At 66.9% G+C, this 12891-nt stretch carries 11 protein-coding genes and 3 tRNA genes; 7 read left to right on the top strand and 7 right to left on the bottom strand.

Annotated elements, in window-relative coordinates; genetic code table 11:
• Positions 1-85: 85 nt before the first annotated feature.
• The 3 genes from ACHQ4I_RS40155 (at position 86) to ACHQ4I_RS40145 (ending at position 4008) form a co-directional block, all read left to right on the top strand.
• Entirely contained in the window at positions 86-1402 is a 1317-nt protein-coding gene (locus ACHQ4I_RS40155; protein ID WP_420777153.1) for a cytochrome P450, read from the top strand.
• A 51-nt stretch (positions 1403-1453) separates the two neighbouring features.
• Positions 1454-2986: a flavin-containing monooxygenase gene (locus ACHQ4I_RS40150; protein WP_420777152.1), complete on the top strand. Its 1533-nt coding sequence runs from the start codon at positions 1454-1456 to the stop codon at positions 2984-2986.
• A 116-nt stretch (positions 2987-3102) separates the two neighbouring features.
• Positions 3103-4008, top strand: coding sequence for a LysR family transcriptional regulator (locus ACHQ4I_RS40145; RefSeq protein WP_420777444.1), 906 nt, complete (start codon positions 3103-3105; stop codon positions 4006-4008).
• A gap of 17 nt (positions 4009-4025) precedes the next feature.
• On the opposite strand, the gene ACHQ4I_RS40140 is transcribed toward ACHQ4I_RS40145, so the two are convergent.
• Positions 4026-5273, bottom strand: a complete 1248-nt coding sequence (locus tag ACHQ4I_RS40140; RefSeq protein WP_420777151.1) for a hypothetical protein — start codon at positions 5271-5273, stop codon at positions 4026-4028.
• A gap of 422 nt (positions 5274-5695) precedes the next feature.
• On the opposite strand from ACHQ4I_RS40140, the gene ACHQ4I_RS40135 reads away from it, so the two are divergent.
• Positions 5696-6667, top strand: a complete 972-nt coding sequence (locus tag ACHQ4I_RS40135; protein ID WP_420777150.1) for a hypothetical protein — start codon at positions 5696-5698, stop codon at positions 6665-6667.
• Positions 6668-6691: 24 nt separating this feature from the next.
• Here ACHQ4I_RS40135 and ACHQ4I_RS40130 read toward each other — a convergent pair whose 3' ends face one another.
• Positions 6692-7954, bottom strand: a complete 1263-nt coding sequence (locus ACHQ4I_RS40130) for a sigma factor-like helix-turn-helix DNA-binding protein (RefSeq protein ID WP_420777149.1) — start codon at positions 7952-7954, stop codon at positions 6692-6694.
• 174 nt (positions 7955-8128) lie between these two features.
• Here ACHQ4I_RS40130 and ACHQ4I_RS40125 point away from each other — a divergent pair, with 174 nt between their 5' ends.
• Entirely contained in the window at positions 8129-9136 is a 1008-nt protein-coding gene (locus ACHQ4I_RS40125) for an MASE1 domain-containing protein (RefSeq protein WP_420777148.1), read from the top strand.
• Between the two features lie 136 nt (positions 9137-9272).
• Here the strand turns inward: ACHQ4I_RS40125 and ACHQ4I_RS40120 are convergent, their stop codons facing one another.
• Positions 9273-9587, bottom strand: coding sequence for a hypothetical protein (locus tag ACHQ4I_RS40120; RefSeq protein ID WP_420777147.1), 315 nt, complete (start codon positions 9585-9587; stop codon positions 9273-9275).
• A 315-nt stretch (positions 9588-9902) separates the two neighbouring features.
• Positions 9903-10796, bottom strand: coding sequence for an alpha/beta hydrolase (locus tag ACHQ4I_RS40115; protein ID WP_420777146.1), 894 nt, complete (start codon positions 10794-10796; stop codon positions 9903-9905).
• Between the two features lie 95 nt (positions 10797-10891).
• Here ACHQ4I_RS40115 and ACHQ4I_RS40110 point away from each other — a divergent pair, with 95 nt between their 5' ends.
• Together ACHQ4I_RS40110 and ACHQ4I_RS40105 are read left to right on the top strand one after the other, a co-directional pair.
• Positions 10892-11926 carry a helix-turn-helix domain-containing protein gene (locus ACHQ4I_RS40110; protein ID WP_420777145.1) on the top strand — a complete coding sequence of 345 codons (1035 nt, stop codon included), beginning with the start codon at positions 10892-10894 and terminating at the stop codon, positions 11924-11926.
• Between the two features lie 93 nt (positions 11927-12019).
• Positions 12020-12175, top strand: coding sequence for a hypothetical protein (locus tag ACHQ4I_RS40105; RefSeq protein ID WP_420777144.1), 156 nt, complete (start codon positions 12020-12022; stop codon positions 12173-12175).
• A gap of 232 nt (positions 12176-12407) precedes the next feature.
• Here ACHQ4I_RS40105 and ACHQ4I_RS40100 read toward each other — a convergent pair.
• The 3 genes from ACHQ4I_RS40100 to ACHQ4I_RS40090 form a co-directional block, all read right to left on the bottom strand.
• Positions 12408-12482, bottom strand: a tRNA-Val gene (locus ACHQ4I_RS40100).
• A 1-nt stretch (position 12483) separates the two neighbouring features.
• A tRNA-Cys gene (locus ACHQ4I_RS40095) sits at positions 12484-12554 on the bottom strand.
• Between the two features lie 45 nt (positions 12555-12599).
• A tRNA-Gly gene (locus ACHQ4I_RS40090) sits at positions 12600-12672 on the bottom strand.
• Positions 12673-12891: the final 219 nt, after the last annotated feature.

Raw genomic sequence — 12891 nt, 5'->3', positions numbered from 1 at the left:
GGGGCTTCCGTCGCGCCCGGAATCTATGGAACATTGCATAGAACCGGTCGTAACGAGGCGTCCGGCGCCGGATCCGGAGGAAACGATGACTGCCGCGTATCCACCCGGCCCGCCGATCCCGGCATTTGTGCAGGGCTTGCTGTACTTCCGCTACCGCGCGCAGTTACTGACCCCGCTTCGGCGGCGCTACGGTGATGTCTTCTCGGTGCACGTGCCGCCGTTCGCGGACAATCTCGTCGTGTTCACCCGCCCCGAACACATCAGGGAGGTCTTCGCGGGCAACCCGCGCGACCTGCACGCGGGGGAAGGCAACCAGATTCTCGGTCCGGTCATGGGGCAGCATTCCGTGCTGATCACCGACGAGGCCGAACACGCAAGGGCCCGGCGGTTGCTCATGCCCGCATTCAACGGCGCGGCACTGCGCGGCTACCGCGATCTGGTCGCCGAAATCGCGGCCGCGGAGGTCGAACGCTGGCAACCCGGCTCGACGGTGATCACCCTCGACCGGATGAACGCGCTCACCCTCGAGGTGATCATGCGGGTGGTTTTCGGCGTCACCGATGAGCGAACCCGCGCCGCGCTCGCACCACGCGTCGGCCGCATCGTCACCATCGGTCCGCTGCAATACATCGGCCTGCTGAAGCCCGCGCTGCAGAAGTACCCGCCGTGGAAGTCCTTCCACGACAATATGGTGGCCATCGATGACCTGCTGTACGCCGAGATCGCGGCCCGGCGCACCGCACCCGACCTCGCCGAACGCACCGACGTCCTATCTCGGCTGCTGCAGGCGGGCGGCGATACCGACGACGAACCACCGCTCGCCGACGCCGAACTGCGCGACCAACTCATCACCCTGCTGCTCGCCGGTCACGAAACCACGGCCGCCGCGCTGTCGTGGGCGCTGTACGAACTCTCCGTCAACGCGGACGTACAGCGCGGCGCCCACCAAGCGGTCCGCATCGATGACGACAAGGCACTCGAGGCCGTCATGAAGGAGGCGATGCGGATGCGCACGGTCATTCCCGGCGCGGTCCGCAAACTCACCAGGGATATGACCATCGGCGGCTGGGAACTGCCCGCGGGCACCGTGGTCAGTTGCTCGATCCTGCTCGCCCACCGCAGTCCGGCGAACTATCCCGATACCTGGACCTTCCGCCCGTCGCGCTTCCTCGACGGCGAAGTCGAACCGAATACCTGGCTGCCCTTCGGCGGTGGCGTCCGCCGTTGCATCGGCGCGGGATTCTCGCTGATGGAGGGCACCACGGTGCTGCGCGAGATCCTGTCCCGCTACAGCTTGGCGGCGCCAGCGGGCGCGAAACCCGAGCGCGGACGGGTGCGCAATATCACCACGGTCCCGCGCGGCAGGGCCAGGATTCTAGTCACCCCCCGTTCAGGTTCGTGAAATCGCACCGAGGCTTTGCCGCATTCGCGCGAGCGACGTAATCTCCGTCCCATGACGAGCGGGAACCGCATCGCGATCGTAGGTGCGGGCATCGCAGGCCTCGCCTGCGCGAAGGTGTTGCGCCAGGAGGGGTTTCCGGTCGAGGTATTCGACCGGAGCCCGGACGTCGGTGGAGTGTGGAGTGCGACGCGCCGATACCCCGGCCTGCGCGCACAGAACAGCAAACACACCTATCACTTCTCCGACTTCCCGATGCCCGAGGACTATCCGCGCGTGCCCGACGGGCAGCAGATGCAGGAATACCTCGACGGGTATGTGCGTCACCACGGCTTCGGTGAGAGCCTGCGCCTGAACACCGAGGTGGTCGCCGCCGATCCGGTGGACAGCGGCTGGCTGCTGGAGATCCGCGACCATATCGGCATCCACCGCACCTCCTGCGATCACCTGATCATCGCCAATGGTGTGTTCAGTGAGCCCGCGGTGCCCGACTATCCCGGCGTCGATCGGTTCCGGCAGGCGGGTGGGCAGATCGGGCACGCCTCGGAGTTCCTCGATGTCGAATGGGCGCGTGGCAAATCGGTTGTCGTCGTCGGCTATGGCAAGTCGGCCTGCGATATCGCCGAGGCGATCAGCCATGTCGCGGCCTCGACGAATGTGGTCGCCCGCAGGCTGATGTGGAAGATGCCGCGCAAGCTGGCACGTGGGCTGAACTACGAACGAATGATGCTGACCAGGTTCGGGGAGGCGCACTTCCGCTATCGGCAGCTCAATCGGATCGAGCGGTTCCTGCACGGCTCCGGACAGAGCTTCCGTGACAGCAACTTCGATGTGATCCAGGAACTCGCCACCAAGAAGTCGCATCTGCGCGAACTCGGTCTGGTGCCAGAGGGGCGTTTCGAGGAGATCGCCCAGAGCACGATCAGCTTGGTGACCGAGGACTTCTTCGAGCGTGTGGGCATGGGGCTGATCACGGTGCACCGCGACAGCACCATCACCGAGATGTTCGCGAATCAGCAGGGCCCGGCGGTGCGGCTGTCCGACGGCACGACCGTGCAGGCCGATATCGTCGTGTGCGCCACCGGGTTCCATCAGCGGGTGCCGTTCCTGACCCCGTATGTGCAGCGTCAGCTCACCGACGACGACGGCAATTTCCGGCTGCACCGGCAGATCCTGCCCATCGGCGTCCCGAATCTGAGCTTCATCGGGTACAACTCCTCGGTCGTCAGCGCGCTGAGCGCCGAGGTCGGCGCGCATTGGACCGCCGCCTTGCTGCAGGGCCGTCTCGCCTTGCCGACGCACGAGGAGATGGCCGCGCAGGTCGATGAGCGGCTGCGCTGGATGGCCGAACGGAGCGGCGGCCACCATGCGCACGGCACCGCCATTACTCCGTTCTCCATTCACAACCTCGACGAGATGCTCGCCGATCTGAAGTTCCGCCTGCCGCGCAGAACCCGTGCGGCGCAATGGTTCCGCACGATCCGGCCGTCCTCGTATCGCGGGCTCGCCGATCGGTCGAAGGGGGCGGTGGTGCCCCCGGCGCGGGATACGGCGGTCCAGGTTTCCGCGGAGCAGCGCACCCCCTGAGGGGCGTCATAGATCGAGAGCTGTGACCCGATGCGGGCCCGCGCCGGATTATCACCGGTGCAATGTTGGTTGTCGGTCATTACATTCTGGATAATCCACGAGTGGACGCCCTCGATATGAATCTGCTGGTTGCTCTGGATGCGCTGCTGGACACCAACAGCGTCACCCAGGCCGCCGAGCGGCTGCATACCTCGGCGCCCGCCATGAGCCGGACGCTGGCCCGGCTGCGTCGCGTGCTCGGCGATCCGCTGCTGGTGCGCGCGGGCCGCACGCTGGTGCCAACGCCGCGCGCATTGGAATTGCGTTATGAGGTGAGCGTTCTGGTGGAGCAGGGCCGCGCGCTGCTCACCCCGCGCGGTGCGCTCGATCCGACCACCTTGAAGCGCAGTTTCGCGGTGCAGGCCGACGATATGGTGCTCGGCGAGTTGGCCACGCCGCTGCTGAATGCCGTGCGCGCGCAGGCGCCCGGTGTGACGCTGCACTTCCTGCCGGAAAGTCTGGAAGGCACCGCCGGCCTCCGCGATGGCCGCGTCGATATCGAGGTCGGCGTCATCGACCACACCGATCCGGAGACCACCGTGCAACGGGTACTCCGCGACCGCGTGATCGGCGTTGCCGCACCGGAGCATCCGCTGATCACCGACCGCGTCACGGTGGCGCGCTTCGCCGCAGCGGCCCACCTCGGCATCTCCCGCCGCGGCCGCGCCCGCGGCCCCATCGATGACCGCTTGGCCCTGCACGGCCGCACCCGCCGAGTGGTAGCCACCGTCCCCAATCTGACCACCGCCCTACTGGCGGTCCGCTCCACCGATCTCATCTGCCCCGCACCCGCAACCCTCACCGCGACAACCCTCGCCGCATTAGGCCTGCGCTCCTTCGAAATCCCGCTTCCCCTACCCGAAGTCGCCATCGCAATGGCCTGGCATCCCCGCAATACCGCCGACAATGGCCACCGATGGCTGCGCGACTTGATCCGCATCACCCTCATGGACCTGCACCCGTCAGGAGGTCGGCAGCGATGAGGGGGCGGGACGGGATTTCAGCCCTCGGTGCGGATGGCGAAAGTCGGGTCTACGCCGGGTAATTCGTTGGCGGAGGGGGTCGAGTCGGGGCGGCCGAAGGGGCCGTTCGGGTTGCGCTTGAGTTCGTCGAGCATGGCTTGCAGCTTGTCGACGTGGGAGGTGTCCTCACCGGTGCTGGCGCGGTGCGCGCCCGGGGGTAGGGCGCCATTGTCCTCGGCGCGGGGGGTCGTCATGCCGGAATCCGGGCGGGGAGTGGGGGATTCGTAGCCGTTGCGGGGTGCGGAGGTGAGCGGTTCGAGGCGGCCATTGGTCGAGCCGATCGAACCGTAGTCGAGGTGGTCTCCGGTGGTCGGAGGCTCGAGGCGATTGGTGTATGCGGGTGCCGCCGATTCGGCCGGGGTGGCCGAGTCGAGCCATTCGGCGCGGGTGGTGGGTGCGGCGAGGGGTTCGCTGCGGTAGGTCGGGGGGACGGCCGGCGGTATCGGCTGGGGAGTCCGCGACGGCAAGGGGACGGGCTCGTTCGGTGTCGCGGGGCCGAAGGGTTCAAGGGGGTCGGGGCGGGATACCGGCGCGGTGAATTCGGTCCGAGCGGGGCGGGGCGCGGGTTCGTCGGGCGCCCCGAGACGTTCGTTGCGGCCGGTCACAGCGTCCGGGCGGGCATTGCGTCCAGAGGTGATATCGAGGCGTTCGCTGTGCCCGGTCGCGGCTTCGTGCTGTGTGGTCGCGGTGCTGAGGCGCTGGTTGCGTCCGGTTGCTGTATCGAGGTGTCCGTTGCTCGTGGTCGCGGTGTCGATGCGTTCGTGCTGTGTGGTCGCGGTGTCCAGATGTACAGCCGTCGTTTCGATGCGTTCGCTGTGGCCGGTCACCGTGTCCGGTCGATTGTCGCGTCCGGGTGTGGTCTCATTCCGCGCGGTCGCGGTGTCGAGGCGGCCAGCGTGCCCGTTGACATTGCCGAGGCGGTCCCGGCGTGACGGAATCGGTTCACGCCGTTCGCGCTTCGCGGGCACCGGCTGGCTGTCGGGCGCGGGCTCAGCCGATTCGTCTGCACCGGTCTCGACCTGCTCCAACCGCGACCCGATCTTGGAAACATCCTCCCCGGTACGAAATGCCCACGCCTCCAACTTGGCCAGGCGGCCGGCCAGGTTGCGGTCGTCATCCACGTGGGCGGCGACCGCGTCGAGCTTATTGCTCACCTCACGCAGCGTCGTAGCGAGACTCGACAAGAGAGCGCCGATCGATTCGCCGCTGTGCTCGTCGTGGTCCATCCCATACCTTCTTCCCCGTATTGCCCCGAACTCCGCTCGTGGCGGGCCGATTCTATCCGTCGATCGCCAGGTGCGGCGGCTCGAGTGCCGGCAGCGCCCGCGCGATGGGGCATTCGTCCGATTGCACAGTGGCTTTCGTCGGTCGTTCTGCGTCATTGGTCCGTTTCCGCGGGCGTCGGGCCGTGTCCCAGGAATGGCGGCAATTATCAATCGCCGGAAATATCTGTGGTAATGCTCTCGCGTGTCGCGCTGAAATCGCTTGTGAGACAGCGCACATCGGCTGGTCGAGGACGGTTCTCGGGTTGTGGCGCACCCGAGCGCGGGGTATAGGGGGCTGGCGGGCTCGCAAAAGCTGACGCACTCTTGATCTATGGCGTAGGTCGTACCTGACCTGCGGTGGTTTTGGGCAGGGGTGTGGTCGCGTGAGAACGAAGCAGCGCGTCGAGCGGGCGTGCGGGCGTCGGACGATGCTCGCCGAATTGGGATTGGCGGACAGTCGTGTCACGGACACCCGAATATCGGACGGCCGAGCGCCGGAGGGGAGCACGGGGTACGGCTGCACCTGTCCGGAATGCGCGGCCGCGCAATGGGATATCCAACGGCTGAAATATTGGCTCTGCGGCAGACTCGCCGCGTACGGCGCGGATGCCGCCGAGGTGGACCGCCGCGTGGGCGATATCCCGGTGGACGTGCTCTGGCGCCGCGGCGATCGGCAGTTCGCCATCGAGGTCCGCACCGGACCGCTGGATCGTGAATCGGCGCAGCATCATACGGCTCGCCTGCGCTCCTCGGGCTGCGACGGCGTGCTGTGGCTGTGCCCCTCGGGCTACTGGGTCCCGCACCTGCCCGCGCTGGGTATCGCGGACTTCGCGCCGCCCGCCTGCGACTACCGGACCGAAATGGGAATGTTGGACGCCTCGAACAGCGCGGTCGCCGTGCCGCGCCGTGATCCCTACGAACTGCGCGATTTCCTGCGCGGCTGGGTGCGGGGCGAGATCGCGTGGGGCTACCGCGATGTGATGACAGGAGGATGGGCCACCGTGACCGACTGGGAACACCACACCAGGACGCAGGCCAGCGTCATCGCCCGTCAGCGCCAGGAGTTGGTCAACCAACGCACCACCCTGGCTCTGTCCCGAAAATCGGTTCGGGACAAGCAGAAGCAGATCATGAAGCTCGCCACCCGCCTGGAACGCGCCGAGGAGTCCGCGCAGGAACACGCCGATTCACTGGCCGAGGTCAGGCGCAAGCTCGACGATCACCACCGCATCGACACCTCGCTGCGCGCCAATATCGTCAGTTTGCAAAAGGCGATCGGCCACTGGCAGCTGATCACCTACTGCGCGATGATGCTGATCGTCACGTTCGTGGCAGGGGCGATATTCGTGCGCTGAGGGGTGAGGAGGCCCGCGGGCCCGCTACTGGGCGCCGTCGGGCCGTCCCAGGCCGGACCTGATCGGGCTGGCGCGACCGCCGGTCAATCGGAACGGCGCACGGTCCCAACGCCATTCGTTGCGCAGCACCAGTGCGACGAGATCGAGCAACTCGAGCTCGACCTCCTCCCGTAGTTGCCGCAGCGCGGGCCAATACACCGGTCCGCGCTCGACCAGCTCCCACAGCCGGTTCTCGGCGTGCGCATCCACCTTGCGCCGCAATAGATCTGGGATTCCGATCCGGCTGCCGGTCCACCCGAGCCAGCCCCACCCGTTGGCATGCGCGTGCGCGCGACCAGCCGCGGACTTGATCCGATTGATTTGGAAGCCGACATGTCCCAGCGGCTCGACATCGATCAGGATCACCCGGCCATCGGCCAGCCGCGTTGCGATGCTGGGGTAGAAGATCCGTTCCGCGCCGTCCAACTCATAGGTGACCGCACTCGGCTGTTCCTGGAATGTCTCGATCAGATCGCTGGCGTTCAACGTCCGCAGCAGCCGAGCCTCCAGCCCGGAGTCGAACCCGACGTCGCGCCCGACCTTGCTCAGGTAGAACCGCCCGCGCCCCTCGTCGTCCCCGTCGACGGTGCGCGCCGATTCGGTCGGCAGGGCTGCGGGACCTTTTCCGGAGTCCGGCCAATCGACCTGTGCCAGCCAGGAATTCACCTCGCCGCTCGCCAGTGGCTCCGCATTGTGCAGCTTCGCCAACCGCCGATTCGTCTTCTTCTGCCAGGCCATGATTCGCTGCATGACGAATCCGGCGACCCGCTTCGCATCCTCGCCCGCATGCCCCGCCAACCGTAGCTTCAGATACGACAACTCATTGGCGGCCAGATCGGTATCCGTCGCGTACGTCTCCACCAGCAGCGCCCGCACCAACTGCTGATCCCGCGTCCCCGCCGGATACCGCGCTGCGAACACCGCCGCCGCCCGATGCCCGCTCAACTGCGCTTCCCGCAGAATCTGCGCCACCGCCCTGGTGTGCAACTGCCGAACCCGATCCCGAGACAGGTCGTAGCGCGCCCCGATCCGCGCCAGCGTCTCCGGCGGCTCGCCGCTCACACCCAGCCGAAACCCGACGATCTCCGCATCCCGCCGCTTGCGATCCCCCCGCATCTCGATCAATTCCCCGAGCAGCTCATTGATCTCCTCGAGCCCGAACGACACATCCCCAGCGATATCGTCGAGCAGTTCGGGGTCCGCCTCGTCAATGGCCCGATCGGGCCCGGTCCTCTCGCTAGCCGTCACCCTGCACCCCTGACCCCGACTCGACATGTGCGCCAAAGCCTAATGCCGTCCACCGACAACCCAGCCCATCCCGCAGGTCGGGAGCCGAATCGGCGTCGAGACGTCGACACCCGCGAATGCGGGCCGGCACCGATATTCGCTGATCATCCCGGGAAACGGTTCTAAGCTGACGCCGTGGGCCGATTCCGCATGAACGCGGTGGTGGCGTTGTGGATCATCGTGGCGGCGGTCGCGTACTTCGCGGCCGCTGAAGTCGGTTTGCGGATGGCCCTCGTCGGCGGCCAAGTCACGCCACTGTGGCCGTCGACCGGGGTTGCGCTGGCGTGTCTGTTCTTGCTGGGGCTACGTGCCCTGCCCGGAATCACCCTGGGCGCGGTAGCGGTCAATGCCCTGATCGGGCCGAATCTGCCCGCCGTCCTGATGATCGCGGTCGGGAATACCATCGCCCCGGCGGTTGCCTACCTCTTGCTGAAACGGGTGCGGTTCCGTAGCGACTTCGACACCGTCCGCGATGCGCTCGAACTGGTATTCCTCGGTGCCTTGGCCGCGATGCTGATCAGCGCGACGATCGGCAGCGTGACGCTGGTCGTGGCCGGTACGGTTCCCTCGCACGGTTTCTGGGGGACCTGGTCGGTGTGGTGGACCGGTGACGCGATGGGCGTCCTGCTGATCGCACCGCTCATCCTCGTCGCCGAACGTGCGCGAATACCGAAGGCGCTGGTGCCATCGCGAGTGCTCGAGGGCGCCGTCCTGGCTACCGGGACATTCCTCGTCGCGGTATCTGCCACGGCGGTGTCGGCGAATATGCTCTTTCTGGTCTTCCCATTCCTGATCTGGGCCGCGATGCGCTTCCACCTGGCCGGCGCCCTCCCGTGCGCGCTGATCGCATCAATCGTCGCCATATTCGCCGTCGCCCGCGACCTGCCCGCGTTCGCCGGACTCGACCTCACGGCCAAAATGATCACCCTGCAGGCCTTCAACGGCTCGGTCGCCCTCACCGCCCTGCTATACGCGACCATCGCCGCCCAACGCGACCGCGCCCGCCAGGCCGTCGACGACACCTGCGCCGAACTCGCCCAAACAGTGCTCACGATCAGCCAGGGCCGCCCCTTGGACGGGGTCATCGACACGGTCCGCCGAGTCCAGTCCCGAAACCCCGCATCGGACAGTCCGCCGGAATGAGCAATCGGCCATCGAGGTGGCGACTACGTGTGGTGGGTTTCGGAAATCCGAGTCCAGCGATCTGGCACAACACCCGAAAGCCCCGGCGGAAACCGGGGCTGATCTGCGAGAACGGTGGCGCGCGACTTCGCGGTGACTACGACTGGCCGGCCGCGGTCTGCGAGGGCTGGTTCTCTTGGGGATACTGCTCGGGCTGGGTCTGCTCGGGCTGGCGGTGCTCTGGGGGATAATGCTCCGGGTTGATCTGCTCGGGCGGTATCTCGGGCGGAGGCTCGGGGGCCCCAGGCAAGCCGACCTGGAGGTAGTCGGACTGCGCCACCGTGGTGGACCAGGTGGGCGCGGCGTTCGTAATTCCGCCCAGCACGAGTGCCAGCGGAACGGCTCCAGCCACGACAATCGATGCCATCTGCTGTCGACGCGGGCCGGGAGCTCTGCGTGTGCTTGTGTTCATGGATAACCTCTTCGCAGAAAAGGTACTTCGACTCCCACATTCCCCTGGCCACACGTATCAGCGCATACGCCAGAGGCGTGCTACCAGCATAGCTGCTCGTTTGCCGTGCGGATATGGTCGTGCCGGGGTTAGTCGCCTACCACGAGCCGGACGACTTTCCGACTCATTTGCTCGCTACCGTTGCCGCGGAAATTTTCCTTCGAATCCGTCCCATGGCCGCATCGAACTCGTGCTGCTCGCGCAGCGGGCCGGGGTCATCATCCGCGGGACCAGCGCCACGGCCAGCACCACCGGTATCAGCGTGAGCAGCCAGCGCTACCCGGCCAGGCCACGCCGCAGGGCGCCGGCGAGTTCGGCGTTCTGCCGCTGTGAGATATCGGCGGACAGGATCGCCTGCGATCCGTGGAACGTGCCGGGCCACTGGTGCAGCTCGACCGATACGCCCGCCCGCATCAGCCGCAGCGCGTACTCGATGCCCTCGTCGCGGTTCGGGCAGAACTCGGCGGCCGCGATGTAGGCGGGTGGCAGGTCGGACAGATCGCTCGCCCGCGCCGCGGCGGCGTACGGCGTGGCGGGCGTGGAACCCAGGTAGTGCCCCCACATTTGGGTGACTTTGCCCCGAGTCAAGAAGGGCGTATCGGTGAAATTCCGCGCCGACCACGCCTGCTGTCGGTCATCGAGGCCGGGCTGGTGGAGCAGCTGGAAGCGGATCGGCGGCCCCTGCTGGTCCCGCGCCCGCAACGCCACCGCCGCCGCGAGTCCAGCGCCCGCGCTGTGGCCGCCGATCGCGATCCGCGCCGGGTCGATGCCCAGCTCGACCGCGTGCTCGGCCGTCCAGGTCAGCACCGCGTAGATGTCATCGTGCGCGGCGGGAAACGGATGTTCGGGGGCCAGACGGTAGCCCACCGAGATCACCGTCGCGCCGGAACCATTGGCCAGCAGCGTGGCCCACGGATGTTCGGTGTCCAGATCGCCCATGACGAATCCACCGCCGTGCAGCCAGACGATCGCGCCCTGCGCCCCCTGCGGCCGATAGATCCGCACCGGCACATCGGGATCGCCCGGCACCGTGCGATTTTCGATCTCCAGGTTCGCGGTGTCCGCCGGAATCCCGGCGGCCAACTCGACGAGTTGCTTACGCGCGGTGTGCGGATCGGACAGGTCGGCCGGAGGGAACAGTGCGAGGAATGGTTCGAGTTCGGGATCCATAACAGCTATCGTCGCGACCCGGCGACCGAAGATCATCCGCCGACCGTCGCGCATTCCGGTCCGATAACGCGACGATCGCCGCATATCCTCCAGACATGGATGCCTTGGTCTTCAGGCTGTCGCAGTTGGATGCGGAAGCGGAAGGCGCGCTGCGCGTTGTGATGTTCTACGACACGCTGATTCGCCGCCGCGTGGATCTCCCGGCGCTCGCCCGCGCCTCTGCCGGCCTGGCCGAATCCGTGGCCGGGATCAGGCTGCACGGCACGGGACAGGTGATCCGATTTTCACCTGACGGCCGGGAAGCCGCGTCTCCGCCAGCGTCCGCGTCCACCACCGTGGCGATCACGCTCGACGAGGAGGAGATCGGCACGGTATGGCTGGAACGTACCGCCCCACCCCGCTCGCTCGACGACCTGCTGCTGGACCGGCTCGCCATCGCCGTCGCGGCGGTCGTCGAACGCTACGGTCCCGCCCGCACCACCATGGCCGATCCCGCCCTCGTCGAACTGGTGATCAGCTCCGACAGCGACGAGGCGGCCAGAGATCGCGCGTTGCGACTCCTGGGTTTCGCCCCCGACCTGCCCGTGCGCGTCGTCGCCGTCCGGTCCCGGCTGCCGCTGGACCAGCTCGGCGGCCTCATCTGCCCGGCTCGCCCGGTGAAAGCGGCAGCGGTGGCCGACGTCGGCGTCATCCTCGCCACCACCGTCGATCCGGCCAGGTTTCCGGCAGATGTGCGCGCGGGCATCGGCGCGGCCGAAAGTCCCGACCGCTCCTGGCGGGAAGCCCGCACCGCCCTGCGCTTCACCACCGCACGCCAGCCGGTCATCCACTACCACGACCTGGGGTCGTTGGCGCTGCTCGCACAGATACCCGGTGACGCCGCGCGAGATAACCCCGACGTGACCGCGATCACCCGAATCGCCTGCAACCCAGAGGATCTGGATACTCTGGACGCCTACTGCGCCACCGGCTCCCAACGCCGGGCCGCCGAACTGCTCCACCTGCACCACAGCAGCGTCGCCCGCCGAGTCGAACACCTCGGAAAAACCCTGGGCATCGAACTCACCGCCCCCACCGGACTGATAAGGGCCAGACTCGCCCTCACCGCCTGGCGGCTGCTCGCCGACTGAGGGGCGGACACCAACTGATCTGGCACATATCTCGCTGCGCGAGGGGCATCGGCGGCGGCGGTACGCGATAACCGGCCCGATGAGGCCGACGAGATGATGAGGCTTGCCGCCGCCGGTGCGGTCGCAGTGCGGCCCGAATCCGGCCCCTATCACCAGTACTGGACGACGTTCGACCCGGCCACGGTGGCTATGAAGCGGGTAGAGAACGCCGTGGTCGACGACCGCCCGGTGGTGCAGCTCGAATACTAACGGCCACAATCGCGGCGGGGCCTACCAACGGCATCAGGGGAAGGTGGGGAAGGGACGACGCGCTCGGATGGGTAGACCCGTGTTCGCCGACAACGGAATGGGATACCGGAGTTGCTCCCGCTGGCGCGGAGCTACTCAACCTTGTGTGTGCTGAGTGTGCGTTCGGAGGCTGAAAAGCAGAAGAGGCACCTTCCGAGTTTCCTCGAAAAGTGCCTCTGACCTGGCAAAACGGTGGTGCGCGATACTGGGATTGAACCAGTGACCTCTTCCGTGTCAGGGAAGCGCTCTCCCGCTGAGCTAATCGCGCGAGGTGGAGACGGGAATCGAACCCGTGTGCACGGCTTTGCAGGCCGTTGCCTCACCACTCGGCCACTCCACCGTGCGAAGGGGGAAGGCTTTAATTACTGCCTGGCCCTACTCCTCGAGCGGATGACGGGATTCGAACCCGCGACCCTCACCTTGGCAAGGTGATGCGCTACCAGCTGCGCTACATCCGCATTTGCATCTCCGGGGGGCTCGCTGCCCTCCGTGGTGCGAGACAGAACATTAGCCGACGTTCGGCGCAACCTACAAATCCGCTGGTAGAACGGCATGAAGTTGAATTACACGGGTGTTGTTCGCGGGTGCGGTCGATGCATCCCGAGCAAACTTGCCCGAATCGGCGGGTTGGGCGCATCGCCGCGCCTTTACCTTCGGTTGCGCAACATCCGAACCCG

Source organism: Nocardia nepalensis, from assembly GCF_048910785.1.
Classification (GTDB): domain Bacteria; phylum Actinomycetota; class Actinomycetes; order Mycobacteriales; family Mycobacteriaceae; genus Nocardia; species Nocardia nepalensis.
Note: the sequence above shows the minus strand (reverse complement) of the source record. Positions and strands in the feature narration are given on the sequence as shown.